Origin of the sequence: Streptomyces sp. Root1304 (assembly GCF_001426405.1) — a bacterium.
In the GTDB taxonomy this organism is placed as follows: domain Bacteria; phylum Actinomycetota; class Actinomycetes; order Streptomycetales; family Streptomycetaceae; genus Streptomyces.
Genome location: NZ_LMEP01000006.1, coordinates 164,431 through 182,610, shown reverse-complemented (window position 1 = coordinate 182,610; position 18,180 = coordinate 164,431). Strand labels below are relative to the sequence as shown.

Below are 18,180 nucleotides of genomic sequence, written 5' to 3'. Positions count from 1 at the left end.
ACATCACCCGCAGCCGCCTCGGACGCCTCACCCGTCAAGGCTTCCTCACCCAGCCCGGACGAGGCCGCTACCAGAAACGGACTTAACGCCCTCTCAAGGGCCGTCCACCGATAGGGTGTTGATGATCTGATGCATTGACAGGGGTGGATCGTGAGCAAACTGCACGTGGGGTACGTCCGCAAGGCGATCGAGGACCGTTTCGCCGGCCTCATCGACATGTCGGACCAGGCGCGCCTGTCGGAGGCCAATCGTCATCAGGCGCTCCTGAGCCGTGGTCTGGCCGCGCTGGCCGCGCAGATCGAGCACCCGTGCAGTGACCGGGTCGCCGCCACACGAGTCTTCGACGGGCAGGACGACCAGGGCCTCGACTCAATCGCCGTGGACTTAGGAACCACGCGCTCCCGGATCTGTCTGGTGCAGGCGAAGTGGAGCGACCAGAACAAAGGAGGCTTTGGCGAGGCCGAGGTACACAAGATGTTCCACGGTCTGGACCTGATGCTCGACCGGAACTTCGGCCGGTTCAACCGCCGCTTCCAGCCGTTCGTCCCCGACATCGAGCGGGCCTACGATTCCGGCACTCCGAAGATCACCATGGTGCTCGCCCTGATGCGCGAGGCGCCGCTCAGCGACGGCGTGCGCGACCTGATCAGGATGAAGCAGGATGAGCAGAACCAGGTCGTCCGCGACATGGTTGAAGTCAAGGTCCTCGACCTGCGCGACTTCCACCGCGCGATTCTCGGCGAGTCCGCCGCACCGAAGATCGACACCAAGGTGCAGTTGGAATGCTTCGGCCAGGAGTCAACGCCGTACAAGGCGATGTACGGCACCATGACGGTCCCCGACCTCGCTGATCTCTATGAGGAGCACCGGCGCGGCCTTTTCGCCCGGAATATCCGTGACTCTCTCGACGAGAGCGACGTGAACTCCAAGATCAGGGAGACTCTGCGGGAGGAGCCGGAGCACTTCTGGTACTTCAGCAACGGCATCACCATGCTGTGCGAGTCTATCCAGCCGATCGGCCGGGCACTGCCCGGCAAAGTGGGCAACTTCCAGCTGTCCGGCGTCAGCGTGGTCAACGGCGCGCAGACGGTTAGTGCCATCTACCGGGCCTTCACCGAGGATACGGGCGCGGCGCAGGACGGGCGGGTTCTTGTGCGCCTGATCTCCCTGGAAGACTGCCCGCCCGGCTTCGGTGACCAGGTGACCACCACCACGAACACGCAGAACCCGATCGAGGACCGCGACTTCAAGTCCCTCGACCCCGGCCAGATCACGCTCCGCGAGGACTTCGCCAGGCTCCTCAAACGTAGTTACGTCACGAAGCGCGGCGAGACGGTGCCCGACTCGGCGCATGGCTGCTCCATCACCGAGGCCGCCGAGGCGCTCGCTGCCGTCAGCCCGAACGCCCGGCTCGCCGCCGTGGCCAAGCGCGACGACAACCTTGCCGGACTGTGGGAGGACCACAACTACCAGGAGACCTTTGGCTCCGAACCGAACGTTTTCAAGGTCTGGCGCAGCGTCGAGCTTCTCCGCGAGGTCCGGGCGCAGCTGCAGCTCCTGCGCGAGGGGCTGGTCTGGCGCGCCGACGCGGCGGCCTTCTACGGCGACCTCCTGGTCACCCACATCGTTTACCGCCGCCTGGACACCAGGGCCATCGAGGACCCGGAGTGCGACTGGGCGACGGAGCTCGCAAAGGTGCCCGGCCTGGTCCGTGAGTCCCTGTCCTGGGTGCTCGACGCGATCGACAATGAGTACGGCACGTCCAGCCACATCATCGCCGCCGTCCGGAACACGGAACGGATCGAGCGAGTGGTGCGTGCGGCCCTGCGCAAGCTCGACTCCGAGGAGAAGGCGCCGGCGCTCAACGAGGACTATCAGGTAGCTACGGCCGAGGCTCGAGGGCGGAAGGTGAACGCAGTGACGACCCTTGTTGCCGCCGGCGAGATCGAGGAGGGCGCGGTTCTGGAGTTCCGCCCGTACAGCAAGCCGGAGCGCCGCGAGATGACTGAGTGGCTGGCGGCGGATCCGCGGCGGGCCCAGGCGACGTGGAGCAACGAGGCGGGGCGTAACCCTTTGCAGTGGCACGCGGACGACGAGTGGTACTCGCCCAGTGGCCTCGCGCGGAAGATGCGCTTCGAGGCGTCCGGGGTGGACAGTGCGGCGCAGGGCCCGATCCGGTGGTTCGTTCCGGGTCAGGGGTCGCTGGACGAGCTGGCACTGGCGGTGCGGCTGCGGGAGGGCAACGAGCCGACGGAGAAGTGAGCGCGGCCAGGAGGTAACAGGCTGGGGGCGCCGCTGGCCCAGCCCTGTCGTCCGCTTCCGCCCAGGCATTGTCAGTGCTCCCCTGTAGGTTCCGGAAACACTGGACCGCGCACCCTCCGGCCTGGCGGAACGCGCCTTGGGAGGTGCCCCTGGGGCCGTAGGATCACAGGTGGCAACTGTGTTAGCGCCCGCACGGACCGCCCCGGGGCGCAGGCCCCTACCCGCACCACCCAGCACAGGAAAGAAGCAGCACGCCGATGGAGGAACTGACCTTGGACCTGGACATCCCCCAGCAGCCCGAGGATGGCGCGGGGCCTGCCGCGGAGGGCTCCGCGCCCAAGGTCACGGCCCTCGGGGAGGGCCAGGTCGTCGACTACATCTCCGGCGATGCGATCAAGGAGACGGAGAAGGAGAAGGTCCGGCAGCGGATCGCCCGCGCCCTGGTACACGAGCACGGTATCGACCCCGGCGACATGCAGCGCGACTTCTCCGTCACGGTCAGTGAGGAGGGTGCCAAGCGGAAGCGGAGCAAGAAAGCCGACATTGCGATCTTCGAGTCCGGCGCCCCGCACACCACGGCGAACCTCCGGCGGGTGGTGATCTGCAAGCAGGAGCCCAAGCGCGGGAGGAACGTCGTCAAGCTCCGCGAGCCCGACCAGGCCCGGAAGGACCTGGAGGAGCTCCAGGAGCTGATGGGTAACGAGGACCGTCCGCAGTGCGCGGACGGCATGTGGACCGACGGTGTCGACTTTTTCTTCCTCAAGAAGGTGGTCGGCGACTTCGGCGCCGACTTCGAGGACCGCAGCGACTGGGAGATCGCCGACGGCACCCTCGGCAGCCGCACCGTCGCCTCGCACCAGCGGCTGCGCCAGGCCGACCCGGAGATGCTCAAGATCGCCTTCCGGCGCTGCCACAACTACATCCACGGCAACGAGGGCATGCCGAAGGACGCCGCCTTCTGGCAGTTCCTCTACCTGCTTTTTGCCAAGATGTACGACGAGCGGGTCAGCCACGGATCCGTGCACGGTCGGTTCCGCACCGGTCTGAAGGAGATGTTCGACGAGAACGGGCGCGCGGCCATCAGTAAGCGCGTCAAGGAGCTCTTCGAGGACGTCAAGAGCGAGTACAAGGACGTCTTCAAGCCCACCGACGAGATCACCCTCTCCGACCGGGCCCTCGCTTTCATCGTCAGCGAGCTTGCCCCGTACGACCTGATCGGCACGGACGTCGACGCCAAGGGCATTGCCTACCAGGAGCTCGTCGGCACCAACCTGCGCGGTGACCGGGGCCAGTACTTCACCCCGCGCGGCGCGGTCAACCTGATGGTCGAGATGCTCGACCCGAAGGAGGACGAGACCGTCCTCGACCCGACCTGCGGCACCGGCGGCTTCCTCCAGGCCACCCTCAAGCACCTGCACCAGACCTGGAAGAAGGAGGCCGGCACGCTCGGCTTCCCGGACGAGAAGGAGGAGCGGGAGCGGTACGGCGACAAGCTCAAGGAGTACGCGGAGAAGCACCTGTTCGGCTCCGACTTCGACCCGTTCCTGGTGCGTGCGACAACCATGGCGATCATGACCCTGGCGCAGACCACAGGGAATGTCTTCCACATGGACTCGCTCGCCTTCCCGCAGGGACACCTCCCGGGTGTGGAGGCGGCAAAGAAGAGGATCCCGCTCGACAAGCCCACCGTGGACGTACTCCTGACCAACCCGCCCTTCGGCGCTGACATCCCGGTCAGCGATGAGTCGGTGCTCGGCTCGTTCCGTAATGGGATCGCTCGGTCGTGGGGCCGTAACAAGGAGACCGGCGCGGTCGAGGCGAGCACAACCAGCGTGCCGTCGAGCATGGCGCCGGAGCAGCTGTTCATCCAGCGCGCCATCGAGTGGGTCAAGCCAGGCGGGCGGATCGGAATCGTCCTGCCGAACGGCATCCTGTCGAACCCAGGGCCGACGGACGAGGCGATCCGCCGGTATATCTTGCGGAACTGCTGGGTACTCGCAAGCGTCGAGCTGCCGGTGGAGACGTTCGTCGTCGACGCCAACGTCAACATTCTCACTACGCTCCTCTTCCTGAAGCGCAAGTCCCGGCAGGAGATCCAGAACCACGACCTTGGGACGGAGAAGGCGTACCCCGTCTTCATGGCCGTCGCGGAGAAGGTCGGCTTCGACCGACGTGGCAACGACCTCTATAAGCGTGAGCCCAACGGGGAAATCGTGGTGGAGACGGAGGTCGTCATGGAGCGGCTTCGTATCCGGGGCAAAGAGGTGACCCGGCCGCTGACCCGTAGCAAGAAGGTCATCGACAACGACCTGCCGGTGATCGCGGAGAGGTACCGGGAGTTCCGGGCGAAGTACCCGGTGCCGGGTGTGGATCCGCGTACGGCCAGTTCAGCGGGAACGGAGGTCGGGGTGTGAAGGTTGCCGAGCTGTCCAATCCGGTGAAGTCCGACTGGTTCACGGACCAGGGACTTCGGCTCGATGCCTCGCCGTATGTGGCGGGGTCCATGAAGACGAGGAAGCTGCTGGAGCAGTTGCCGAGGACTGAGCCGCTGGCGAGTCTGACGGCGGGGCACAAGGGCGGAATTTTCAGCGGGCCCATGTTCCGGCGGGTTTTCCTTACCGATCCTGAGCACAGCGTGCCGTTCATCGGCACCAAGGACATGATGGCGGCCGACTTGACCGGGCTGCCCCGGCTGCGTAAGTCGGATGCGGAATCGCCAGCCCTGTCGTATCTCCAGCTCAAGCCTGGAATGACCTTGATCTCGCGCTCGGGATTTAACGCAGGAAGGCGGGCGTACGTCCGACCCGACATGGGTGATTACTGGGCCTCGGAGGATATTGTCAAGGTCGAGCCCGATCCGGAGAAGATCAAGTCCGGCTATCTGTACGCCTTCCTGCTCAGCAAGTTCGGCGAGTCGCTCGTGCGGGGATCGGTGTACGGCTCGGCCGTGAAGCACATCGAGCCGCATCACATCGCGGGGCTGCCGGTGCCGCGATTGGGAACGAAGCTCGAGGGCCAGATCCACGACCTGGTGGAAGAGTGCGCGCGGCTGCGCGCCGAGTTCCAGTCGTCCTCGGTCAGCGCGACGAAGGACCTCTTCACGAGCGTGGGGCTGCCCGAGCTGATGGATGTCCGCTGGCATCAGCAGGAGCGGGATCTCGGGTTCGAGGTCCCGAGCGTGGGGGCGACGTCTCTCCGGGCGCTAAATTTTGCCCCTAGGGCTCGTCAGTTGGCAGAGAAGCTGGCGCTCGCGCCTAATGCCAGGCTTGGTGACATCTGCTCCGGCGGGCAGCTGGGATCTGGGACCAGGTTTGCCAGGGTCGAAAGTAACCCTGAGCACGGCGTCCAACTCGTCGGACAGCGGCAGGGCTTCTGGTTGCGCCCCGAAGGACGCTGGATCAGCGCTGCTCACGCTCCTGCTGGCATTTTCGCCGGCGACGAAACGATCATGATCGCTGCGCAAGGCACTCTGGGTGAGAACGAAGTCTTCTGTCGGCCGCTGCTCGTAACTGGCCGTTGGCTCAAGTACGTATACACCCAGCACTTCCTCCGCGTCGTCAGTGGCGATCCTGAGATCTCTGGTGCTTACCTCTTCGCCTTCTTTCGCTCCGAGGCGGCCTTTCGCCTGCTCCGCTCTCTGAGCGCGGGCGGTAAGCAGCAGGACATCCACGAGCACCTCCGCAACGAGATTCCCGTCCCTCTCGCGCCCCCCGCCGCCCGGGCCCGCATCGCCGCCACCGTCCGCCACGCCTACAAATGCCGCGACCAAGCCGACATCCTAGAAGATCGGGCCCTCGCGCTGCTCACCACCGCCATCGAGGAGGCCGCCGGCTGATGGGTGCCAGGATCGTTGCTGTTGGGGAGGCCGTCAACGATGCCGAGCGGAGGGTGATCGCGCACCTGCGTGATCACGCCCCCGACGACTGGACAGTCCTGCACTCCGTCGAGATTCCGTACAACCGGAACGAGCTGTTCGAGGTCGACATCGTCGTGGTCACCGGGCACGCCGTGTACGTCATCGACGTCAAGGGAACCCGGGGCCGCATCGAGGTCGACGGCGGCCGCTGGCAGCCCTCTCACCGGGCGCCGTTCCGCTCCCCGCTGCCGAAGCTGCGCGGACACGCCAAACAGTTGAAGACCCTCCTGGAGACGGCCCATCGTCCGCTGTCCCGGCTCTACACGGACGCCCTCGTCGTCCTGCCCGCACCCGACGCCCTGCTCGTGGACCGGACGTCCCGCCAGCACGACGCCCGTGACACCGTCACCCTCCCCGACCTGATCGGTCGGCTCGCGGACGTGAGCCGCGTACCCACCTCGACCAACCGCTTCGACACGGACGTCTTCGCACACCACGAGCTGATCGTGCGCACAGTGCAGGGTTCGTCCCGGCCGCCGTCGGGCCCTCTGCGGTTCGGCAGCTGGGAAGTGATCGAGCGACTGAGCGAGACGGGCCCGGAGGAGGGCGACGACGTCCACCGCGAGTACCGGGCGAAGAACGCCCTCGCGGTGCAGGGGTCGGGCACGGTCCGGCTCTCCGTCCGCAGGGCCGATCCGTACGCGCCGGAGGCCGAGCGGCTCCAGCAGCAGAAGCGGATCGGCATCGCGTACGAGGCGCTCGGCAAGCTGCCCTCGCACCCGAACATCGTCGGGGTGCGGGACTTCTTCGCCGACGAGGACAAGGACTCCTTCGTCACCGTCTACGACGACGTTCCGGGGCACGCCCTCGCCCTGCACCTGAACGGGGCTGCAGACCCGCTGACCGCCGACGCGAAGTTGCGGACGATCCGTCACATGCTGATGGGCCTGGCCCACGCGCACAGCCGCCTGATCGCGCACCGCGAGTTGAACCCGTCCACCGTGCTGATCGCGCAGGACGGCCGGGCGATGCTGACCGGTTTCGAGTACGCGAAGACCGCGCAGCGCCGCGCCCACACGGTCATGCGGGAGGCGTACCAGGTTGCCGATCGCGCGTATCTGGCGCCCGAGTGCCATGCCGACCCGGCAGCGATGGGCATGAAGTCGGACATCTACGCGGTCGGTGTCATCGGGTTCCAGCTCCTCACCGGCGAACTGCCGTTCACCTCCGCTACCGAGCAGGCCGATGCGGCAGGGCGGCTCCCTGCGCAGGTCCTCGAAGCCGCCGAGGTCCGCGTCGAACTGGCCCACTGGCTACAGAAGTTGTGCGCGACGGCTCCGGACGACCGGCCGACTGCCGTGGAGGCGCTGCGCCGCCTGGATCTGGTGATGGGAGCGCGGAGGGCTCCGGCCCGGCGTATCGGCTCCTCGGCCGCAGTTCCCCCGGCTCCTCCTGCGCCCTCCGCCGGGCAGCCCGTGCAGGACGGTCCGCGGGGCCCGGAGTTCTACCGTGACCTGCCGGCCGACCACCAGCTCGGTACGAAGTACCTGGTGCGCCACCGTCTCGGCCGTCCCGGCTCGTTCGGTGTGGCCTACCGGGTGTACGACACGATAAGGAGCGTCGACCGGGCGGTGAAGCTCGTCCTGCGGGACCGGGACTCCGTCCTGGAGCGGCTGCGCCGCGAGGCGGGCGTCCTGGACCGGCTGCAGAACGCCCCGCACCCCAATGTGGTGTCGATGGTGGACGCGGACCGGCTGATGCCGCCGGACGAGTACCCGTACCTGGTCTTCGAGTTCGTCGACGGCAAGGATGTCGCCGAGGTGATCCGCGGCGGCCGGATGGGCGCGGCGGACGTGCTGCGGCTCGCGATCGACACCGCGCGCGGGCTGCGCCACATCCATGAGCGCGGAGTGTGGCACTGCGACATCAAGCCGAGCAACCTGCTGTGGACCGACGACGGCGTCAAGCTGATCGACTTCGGGATCTCCAAGACCTCCGACTCCTCCGAGGGCCACAGTTACACCAGCCCCCGTTACAGCCCGCCGGACCTGGACCAGGTGCCTGCCGACGCCTCCGGCTACACCGACCGCGACCTGTTCGGCCTCGGCGTCACCCTGTACGAGGCGCTGACCGGCGGGCAGTACCCGTGGGAGGGAGTCGGGCGGCCCTCGCCCGGTGTGCCGCCGGTGGACCCGCGCACCGCGTACAGCGGTTTCGGTGACCTGGCGCCCGGCTTCGCCGAGATCATGCTGCGCACGATCTCCCCGCACCGGGCGGAGCGCTTCTCCACGGCCGAGGAACTGCTGCGCGCGTTGGAGGCGCTGGAATCCGCACGCGTCGCCCCCGCGCCGCCACCACCGGCTGTGGCCCCGTCGTCCTCGTCCGAGCGGGCCGAGCAGCCCCCGGCGCCATCGTCGGAACCCGGCACCGGTCAGGAGCCGCAGGAGCCCGAGCCGAACACCAACCCGTTCGTGGCCCACCTGCAGACGCTGTACAGCCAGAGCCGCCGCAGCAACCGCGGCACCCGCGGCCTCGACCCGCACACAATGTCCGTGTACGTCGAGACGGCCCTGGACCGGGAGCTCGTGCCCGCGCTACGGGAAGGCCGGCACGCGCTGGTCGTGGTGACCGGTAACGCGGGCGACGGCAAGACGGCCTTCCTGGAGCGGTTCGAACGCCAGGCGCGCACGCTCGGCGCCGAGTTCGGGCCCCGCCGGGCCAACGGCAGCGACTTCACTCTGGCCGGGCACCGGTTCCGCACCAACCACGACGGCAGCCAGGACGAGGGTGAGGTCAGCGGCGACGACGTACTGGAGGAGTTCTTCGCACCCTTCGCCGGGGCCGACGCATCGGCGTGGCAGGTCGCGGGGGAAACCCGGTTGATCGCCATCAACGAGGGGCGTCTGGTCGACTTCCTCAGCCACCACCACGACCGCTTCCCGCACCTCGCCAAGGTGGCCAACCTCGGCCTGGCGGGCCGGGACACCGGACAGGCCGTCGCCGTCGTCAACCTCAACGCACGTGATGTCGCGGCTCGTTCCCTCGACGCCGACGGCGAACCGCAGGACGGCGAATCGCTCCTGGAGCGCATGCTCGACCGGATGACACACGATCGGTTCTGGGAGGACTGTGAGCGCTGCGACCTGGCCGCCACCTGCTACGCCCGGCACAACGCCCAGACCTTCCAGCACCCCGCCGCCGGCCCGCAGGCCGCGCGTCGTCTGCGCCGCCTTTACGAAGTGACCCAGCTGCGCGGAAGGCTCCACATCACTCTGCGCGACCTGCGCTCCGCGCTCGCATACACCCTCACCTCGGGCCGCGACTGCGCCGAGATCCACCAGCTGTACGCGGCCGGTTCCGGTCAGGAGATCCTGGAGGGCTTCTACTTCTCCGCCCACCTCGGCGCCCCGGCCGCCGCCGACGGCAGTCAGCGCGAGCGGGACCGACTGCTGACCCTGCTGCGCGAGGCCGATGTGGCGGCTGTCCCGCAGCCGCAGCTCGACCGTCGTCTGGACTACGCCGGGCTCCTGGAGGACCGGGCGCTGGTCGCGGTCGACGGGCGCGGCGACCGCGATCGCGTACTGCTGCGCGGCGCGTTCGAGCAGCTCGGCCGGTCGGTCACCGAACGCGTCTCCCAGGCAGCTGCCCACCGCCACTACGTGGACGCGGCCCGCCGCCTGCTCTATTTCGAACTCCACGACGAGGACCGTGCGGAGCGGATGCTGCCGTACCCGTCGGCGCTGCACTTCATGGCGCTGTTGTCCCGCGCAGCGCAGACGGGCACCAAGGAGCGGGACCGGATCCTGCAGGCGCTCAACCGTGGTGAGGGACTCGTGGCCCCCGAGCGGATCGGCGATGCCCTCGCGCTGAAGGTGCGCGACGTACCCGGCGGCACCATCCGTACCTTCCGCCGCTTCCCCGCAGAAGGGTTCCGGCTCGAACCAGGTAACGCGGCGGCCTCGCCGTACATCGAGTCGGGGCGCACCTCGCTGCGGCTGAGTTACCGGGATCCGGCTGGCAGCCAGGGCGGCACGGCCGAACTCGATATCCGGCTCGACCTGTTCGAGCTTCTCCAGCGGTTCGAGCGCGGCTACCGGCCGTCCGTGACCGACCTGCAAGGGCAGCAGCTCGCCCTCGCCGTGTTCAAGAACCGGCTGGCGGCCGTGCCGTACCAGGAGATCCTGCTCACCACACACGGACACGACCTGCGACGGATCTACCGCACCGAGGACTCCGTCCTGCACATGGAAGAACTGACAGCACGGTCCGGCGACGACCACAGCGGTGCGGATGACGACGGTCCGGCTGTCGCGGGCATGGCGGCCGGCATCGCAGGGGACGTCGCGAGGGCGGAGGAGACGACATGGCGCTGAGCGGTTCCCTGGGGACGTTCCACCACCCCGGCATCAGCCGGCTCGACTACAAGACACTGGACATGGACCGTGTCCTGACCGGGCTGCTCGCGCGCCTGTGGCACCAGGGCATGCCCAGCAAGATCAACCGCTCCAACGAGCTCAAGGTCGACGTCTTTGTCAAGCTGTTCCTGGACCACCCGGAAGTCTTCGACGGCTTCGACCGGGAGACCACCACCCGGTGGGCCTCCACCCATCTCCTCGACATGGTCAACCGGGGCAAGGCCACCGAGGCGGTGGCCGGCCCCAGGCCGCTGCACGGTCTCACCCACCGGTTCCGCAACAAGCGCAAGTCCCGCCCGTACGGGGCCGACGAGCAGCTGTACGAGATGCTCGCCACCGACGAGGGGGCCCTGGACCAGCTCCGCGAGTTCTTCTTCTCCGACGTCGACCGCGCCACCGCGGAGATCACCCCGGGGGCGGACACCGACGTGGAGACCCAGGCGCTGCTCCACCTGGTGAAACAGGCGGGCGGACAGATGAGGGACCGGCCCGACACCACCCGCCCCCGCACCCCCTACCCCGCCCTGTGCGCCGAACCGGCCCGCCAGCTGTGCCGGGACGTCCTGCGGCTGCTTTACCACCAGGACCACATGCCCCGGACCGTCCTCGTGGACTACCTGAAGAACCTCTTCGCCTTTCACCTGGCCCTCTACCACCTGCGGATGATGAAGCTGCTGCCCGCCGTGATCGAGGCCGGATCGGCGCCCGCCACCTGCCGGACCGGGCATCAGGACACGCCGACGGCGGACCGCTGCCCGCACAGCGTGCGGCTTTTCGTCGACGTCGAGGGTGTGCCCGGCACCCCGGCGGCTGCGCTCGCCGAGCGCAGCGCCGGCATTTGGTACGGGCGGATCACGCGGTTCATCCAGGCGACCTATCAGATCAAGAAGCTCGACGAGTTCTCCGAGGACCTCGTCAAGAGCCAGAAGCTGGCCCCGCCCGTCGGCCGGAGCTACTTCACCCCGGTCGAGGTCCTGCGGCGGCTCTCCACCCACCCCAAGGAACGCGAGGCGTTCTTCCTCCAGCGCGCCACCCGCGTACGGGACGAGGAGAAGGACCTTCCCCCGGAGCTGAAGCAGATCACCCAGCTCGGGCTCAACGCCTTCGACGAGTACATCGAGATGCTGATGCATTACAAGGGCAGCTACTACCGCAGCTACTTCATCGACTGCCTCGACTCGATGCTGCTCAAGCACCGGCCCGGTGCCCTGCTCGCCCAGCCGCGCGGCAGACGCGACAGCGCCGTCCGGCGATTCGTCCTGGACGCGCGCCTGCTCGAAGTGCTCCTTCAGGTGTCGCTCCTGAGGGAGGGCGACGACGACAGCGGCAATCTGCGTACCGCCCCCATGCGCGTGGACGAGTTCCTCACTCTGCTGCGCGAACGGTACGGACTCCACATCGACCAGCTGCCGGACGGCGACGGCTTCTCCGGCGCCCACCTGGACGACCAGGCAGCACTGCGGGCCAATGCGGCGGCTTTCCTCAATCGGCTGCGCGAGATCGGCTACTACCAGGACATGTCGGATGCCTATCTGACGCAGACCATCACTCCCCGGTACACCATCGGGGCCGCGACGACGGGGACGACGGCCTGATGAGCAGCGCCAGCACCAGCACCGGCCTTGCGGAGCCCACCGCGAAGGACCTCCGCGAAGCCCTCGAAGGCGTCCTCGTACCGCGCCTGGCCAAGCTGGTCGGCGAGCGGGGCGCCGGGCACTGCATGCGGGTCACCGAGGTGGAGCCCGAACTGGCGGCCGCGCTGGTCCGTCGGCTCCGGGGGGCACTCGGGCCGACCGCCACCGTCTGCGTCCTGGGCACCGCCGACGACCTCGCTCCCGAACAGCCGCACCACGACACCGTCGTCACCAGCACCAAACTGGTCGAGCTCCGCAACCGCACCGAAGGTGACTACGGGAACGGGAACAGCCTGCCCGGACCTCTCCTCGTCTTCGTCCCCCCGGGCACCCGGGTCAGTGCCGAGGACTCCTTCGGTATCGCGACCTTCGAGGAAGTACCCCTCAGCGACGCGTACGCGCAGCTGGCCGACCACCTTCTCGACCAAGTACCGGATCGGCTGCGGCCCGGCGTCGACGAGCTGCTCGCCGTACTCCGTGACCGGCCCGGACACCGGACGGGCGACCGTGCCATCGCCCTGTACCTGCTGACGCTCCGGACCAACGACTACCGCACCCAGGCCGCGGGGGCCGCTGTCTACCACTTCGGCCTGGTACCCGACTTCGAGCTGTACACCGACCCGTCGCTCGTCAAGGATCGGGCTGAGCGGAACCGCAAGCTGGTCGGCAAACTCGCTACCTCCAGCCGCTCGGAGCGCCAGCGCGTCCTCGATCTGGGTCTGACCGACGCGGACTTCGCCGGCAGGCTAGCGGGATTCGCCACCCGCTGCGGCCTGGAGGACCCGGCGACATGGACCCGCCGTATCGTCGTCGACCGGGAGAACTGGTCGCTCTCCTTCGGTAACTGGCGCGTCGATGAACGGCGTCGCGCCACCGTCTCCATCGAGGTACGCGAACTCGGTCTGCCCGCCGCCGGCGACAACGCCGAGGAGCTACAGGCCCACCCAGCACTCGAAGCCATTGTGGGGCAGCCCTACCTGCTCGCCGGGGACAAGGGCGTCCGCGATCTGGCACCCCGGTTCACCATCGAACCGTCCCCGCTCAAGGTGGAGGGTCTCGACCGCTTCCGCGTGGAGATCGTCTCGGAGAGCGGCGGGCCGATCGGCCGGATTGCCCACGTCACCAAGGGGACCCGGGCCAAGCCCGATTACAAGGCACCGCTGCGCCGCCTGAACAAGATCGACTGGGAGGAAGGGTGGCACTTCCTCAGAATCACCCCGCTCGACGCCGTCGGTGACGCTCTGGATATCGCCCCTGGTGCGCACGGCCTGCCCGGCGGCGAGAGCGAACGCTTCTACGTCGTCCCCGAGGGAGAGGCCGAGGAGCCGCCGGAGCGCAGCGCCGGGCGCTACGACGGCATCATCCAGGCGCTGCGCTCACTGCAGTTCGACGCGCTGGCTGCCAGGGACGATCCGGCCCGTGTGAACCTGACGGACGTCCGCTGGAAGACCGCTTCGGCGCGCAGCCCCCTGCGCGTCCTCAACGCCCGTATCCACACGGCGGGAAGCGCAGAGATCCGGCTCTCCCCGCTGCTCGTACAACTCCAGCAGGACCTACTCGCCCGCCCCCAGGACACCTCCCTGCGCCGGCTCGTACTGCGCCCCGACGGCACCAGCGAGACCCCCGAGGGGAACGAGGAGGACTTGTCCCTCGCCCTGACCGGGCGGGCTGCCGAGGCCTACGACCGCTACCTCGCGACGCGTCACGTCTATTTCGCCGCCCTGTGTGGTCAGGCGGGAGACCCGGCCGATCGCGATCAGCTCCTGGTTAGCGAGGCTGTCGACTTTGAGGTGGTCCGCGACGAACTGGTCGCCTACACCGAGGCGTACGCGGAACTGGTGGAAGCCCAGTCGCTTCAGGCGGAGCGGGCCGGTGAGGGCGCCCGGGGCGCCGCGCTGGTGGGGCTGGCCCGCATCCAGCAGACCGACTGCGCGGCCGTCACCCTCACCGACGGTCTCGGCGGGCGCGACACCGTCCTGCTCATCTCCCCGACGCACCCCCTCCGCGCACTCTGGCTGGCGACCTGGTCGGCCCTGGGCCGGGACTGGGCCGCGCGCCTCGTCGGCGAGGACAAGCGACGGGTCATCGCCGCCCGCGACTCCTTCCTCCAAGCCCTCTCGCCCTTGGGCTTCCCGTTCGCCGTCCCGCGCCAGGACGGCCGACTCATGACAGCTGCGGACAACCTCACCCCGTACTGGGCCGCCTACCTGCCCAGCGAGACCGCCGACCCCCGTGGCCTGCTCGGCCGGCTCACCACAGCGCTGCACCTCCCGGCCGCCGGCCCCCGCGCTGCAGGCGGAGCCGGCGCGTTGTCCGGTACGGCGCTCGCCGACCGGATCGAGCGGTACGTACGTCTCCACCCGTACGTCCGCACCCTGGTCATGAACGTCGTCAACGCTGGCCGCGCGGAGATCGTCGCCGACGCCCTCCTCGAACTGCAGCGCCGCACCCCCACCCGGGGCCTCACCTACGACATTCGCCTGTGTGTGTCCGACCCGGAAGCCCCTGAATCTGGTGCGGCGCTGGGTGAATTGATCAGCGCGCAGAGTCAGTTCACCTCCACCGAGGCGGAGGCGTTCCTGCACGCCGCGGAAGGCACCCGGAGCGCGAAACTCGTCTACTCCGTCCGCTCAGTGGAGGAGTTCAGCGAACCCGGAGCCGAGTTCGACGCCCATCTGACCGTGCTCATCGACGCCTTCGGCGGGGAACAGCACGGTTCCGTCGCACGCCACGACATCGCGCACGCCCCGGTTCACGGCCTGGTACAGCCGACGTCCTCCACTTACGAGGACAACGAGCAGCAGATCGTGTGGCGGACCATGCCACGCCACGGCATCGCCCTGCCCGCCGAGGACGCGGAGGACCTTGCCACGCTCCTGAGCCGACTGCCCGGACTCCTCGCCGGCGCCGCGGCCAACGTCGCCACCGCGGGACAGGCGCCACGCCATGTGCCGTGCACCGTTCTTTCCCTCGACAACACCGACCGGGCCCTGCTCTACCAGGCCCACCAGGTCAGCGACTGGGTCGTCACCATCGACAGGACCCTGGGCCTGGAGTACTTCGACCACGCCGGACAACACGACCGACCCGAGTACGTCATCGACTACGCGCCCTCGCTGGACAGCGGCCTCGGCCACCAGATCATGGTCAGCTCGAACTCGGTCGACGAACTGCGCACCCTGCTCGGACCGACCGCCCAGCAGCACGGGCTCGACGTCGAACAGCGCCACCTCAACACCTTCTTCGAGCAACTGCGCCTGCTCTCCGGCAACCTCGCCTTCAAGCTGGCCTCCACCGCCCCCACCCAGCGCACCGAAGTGCTCGGCCTGGCCCTGGCCCGTCTCTACCTGGACTACCAGGACGCACTGCGCAATCAGATCGTCGTCCCCCTGGACGCCCACCCCGAGCTGTACGCCGAAGTCCGCCGTCAGGCCCGGGAACTCGGCGACGCCCTCTCCTTCCAGCGCAGCGACCTCGCCCTGTTCCATCTCGACGCGCGGACCCGGACCATCACCTGCCGCCTCGTCGAGGTCAAGTGCTACACCGCGCTCGATGACATCGGCGCCTACCAGCGCCTCAAGACCAAGGTCATCCAGCAGCTCGGACGGAGCCAGACCGTCCTCATCGACTCCTTCGATCCGGCCCACATCACCCCAGACCGGGTGGACCGACCGGTCAAGAACCTGGCTCTCGGCTCTATGCTCCGCTTCTACCTGGAGCGGGCGGCACGCCACGGGACCATGGGGCACGCCCCCAGGACGGCGGCCCACGCCCTGCTCGACAGCCTCGACGACGGCTACACCCTCCACTTCACCCGCAGCGGCCTGATCTTCGACCTCGCCCGCGAGGGAACCGACCGCGAACTTGACGACGAGGTGGAGTTCCACCGCATCGGCAGCGATCTGATCACCGAGCTGATCAATGCGATTCCCACTGTTCGGCAGGGTGTACCCGCGCCCACTGACCAAGCCGTTGAGGAGCAGGAGGAGGACGGAGCGGCCACCGCTCCCACCCTGGCACTGTCGCAGTTGGCTGTGCCACGGCTCCCCGACGCCGAGTTCCGGGCACCTGACGTACAGGACCAGCGGGATGCCAAAGATGCCCAGGAGGGAGACCGCGGGCAGGCCGGTGGGGGCAAGGCGGCGACCATCCTCGACACGGACGAGGTCGCGAACGGCAACGAGAACACGCCACTCACCGCACCTGAGCGTGCGGGCCGTGAGACAGGTCCGGCCCAGTCCGTGGCAACTTTGACCGTGCCTGCTTCCGACGTGGCGGGGGCAGTCCCGGTGTCTCCCTCTTCGGAAGGAACCTCATCGGCTGCTCCTCCTCCGGGCGGTACCGGAAATCCGCTGCGGACGGGCACCGTCCCTGAAAGTCAGGGCTTCCACGAGTCGCCGACCATCGATGCCCAGCCCACCTCTGTCACACCGGGATCGGATTCACCAGGTGGCCTCCCTGAAATCTTCCTCGGCGTCACCCGCCCCTCTCCGCAACACGGTGTACTCGGCGAAGTAGCCGGCCGGAAAGTCGCGGTTGATCTCGACGAAACCCACACCATCAGCCTCTTCGGCGTACAAGGAGGCGGCAAGAGCTACACCCTGGGCAGCATCATCGAGATGGCCTCGCTGCCCGCACCGCCGGTCAACGAACTTCCCCGCCCTCTCGCGACCGTGGTGTTCCACTACAGCCGCACCATGGACTACGCACCGGAGTTCACTTCGATGGCGCGCCCAAATGATGACCAGGCGCAGCTCCAGGTCCTGAAGGAGCGCTACGGAGCCGCCCCCCAAGCGCTGTCGGACGTGCTGCTACTCGCCCCCGCCGACCAGGTCGCTGACCGCCGACGGGAATTCCCCGGCATCGACGTCCAGCCGCTCGCCTTCTCCTCCGCTGAACTTCAGGCATCCCACTGGCGCTTTCTCATGGGAGCGGTTGGCAACCAGTCAACGTACATCCGGCAGCTGACTCGCATCATGAAGTCGAACCGCAACGACCTGAATCTCGGCGTCATCCGGCAGGGCGTGGCCGATTCCGGTATGCCCGACCACGTCAAGCAACTGGCCCAGGAGCGGCTCAACCTCGCCGAGGACTACATCGACGACAATGCCCGGCTCACCAGCCTCATACGACCCGGCCGACTGATCATTGTTGACCTCCGCGACGAGTACATCGAGAAGGACGAAGCACTCGGTCTTTTCGTCGTCCTGATGCAGCTCTTCGCCGAGGCGCGCAGCGGGGACGAACACTTCAACAAGCTGGTCGTCTTCGACGAAGCGCACAAGTACATCGACAGCCCAGACCTGGTCGCTGGCCTAGTCGAGACTGTCCGCGAGATGCGCCACAAGGGAATGAGTATCTTGGTCGCCAGCCAGGACCCGCCCTCCGTACCGATCTCCCTGATCGAACTATCCGACCATGTCATCCTGCACAAGTTCACCTCGCCGGCCTGGTTGAAGCACCTCCAGAAGGCAAACACCGCCTTCGCCAACCTGCGTTCTGAGCAGATGGCGCAGCTTCAGCCCGGCGAGGCGTACGTGTGGGCGAGTAAGTCCACTGACCCGGCGTTCACTCACGGAGCCGTCCGAATGCGATGCCGCCCTCGGGTGACCCAGCATGGCGGAGGGACGAAGACTGCGACGGGCAGACAGTGAGCTGGCAGCACGTCGCCCAGAGTCGGACTTCGAAGGAGTGACCGGCGGACTTCAGGGTCATCAGCGGCTCATCAGTGCGCCCCTGGTGTTCAGCGCGACGAGCAGCGCGGATGGCCCGCACAGGGCAGGTGGCTGAGGTGGTATATAGAGCATGGCCACTTTGTCGTTTCGCTTGAGCGCACGCCGCCAGGGGGTTACCAGGCGCCCTGCTTTGGTCTCCACGGCGTCGGTCTGGCCGAGGGTGGCGAGTATCTCGCGCAAGGCATTTGGGGTGGAGGGCCCGGCCCTACGGGGGCGGGCGGCCCGGATCTTGGCGGGGGCCAGATGTTTACGGTAGCCGGACAGTATCTTGCCGGCGC

General features: G+C 67.9%; 6 protein-coding genes. All 6 read left to right on the top strand.

All coding sequences use genetic code 11. The features are described 5' to 3' along the window. Positions 1-150: 150 nt before the first annotated feature. Positions 151-2,262, top strand: a complete 2,112-nt coding sequence (locus tag ASD33_RS11190; protein WP_242426901.1) for an AIPR family protein — start codon at positions 151-153, stop codon at positions 2,260-2,262. Between the two features lie 257 nt (positions 2,263-2,519). Further along, positions 2,520-4,676 (top strand): N-6 DNA methylase, encoded by a 2,157-nt coding sequence (locus tag ASD33_RS11185; RefSeq protein WP_199863503.1) that lies wholly within the window; start codon positions 2,520-2,522, stop codon positions 4,674-4,676. After that, a complete protein-coding gene (locus ASD33_RS11180; protein ID WP_056557419.1) occupies positions 4,673-6,097 on the top strand; it encodes a hypothetical protein in 1,425 nt (474 codons plus the stop codon). The genes ASD33_RS11185 and ASD33_RS11180 overlap by 4 nt, the downstream gene beginning before the upstream one ends. Next, positions 6,097-10,491, top strand: coding sequence for a serine/threonine protein kinase (locus ASD33_RS11175; protein WP_056557417.1), 4,395 nt, complete (start codon positions 6,097-6,099; stop codon positions 10,489-10,491). Before ASD33_RS11180 ends, ASD33_RS11175 begins: the two co-directional genes overlap by 1 nt. Continuing rightward, entirely contained in the window at positions 10,482-12,128 is a 1,647-nt protein-coding gene (locus tag ASD33_RS11170; RefSeq protein ID WP_056557415.1) for a hypothetical protein, read from the top strand. The genes ASD33_RS11175 and ASD33_RS11170 overlap by 10 nt, the downstream gene beginning before the upstream one ends. Continuing rightward, positions 12,128-17,821 (top strand): hypothetical protein, encoded by a 5,694-nt coding sequence (locus tag ASD33_RS36240; RefSeq protein ID WP_056557413.1) that lies wholly within the window; start codon positions 12,128-12,130, stop codon positions 17,819-17,821. The genes ASD33_RS11170 and ASD33_RS36240 overlap by 1 nt, the downstream gene beginning before the upstream one ends. Positions 17,822-18,180 lie beyond the last annotated feature (359 nt).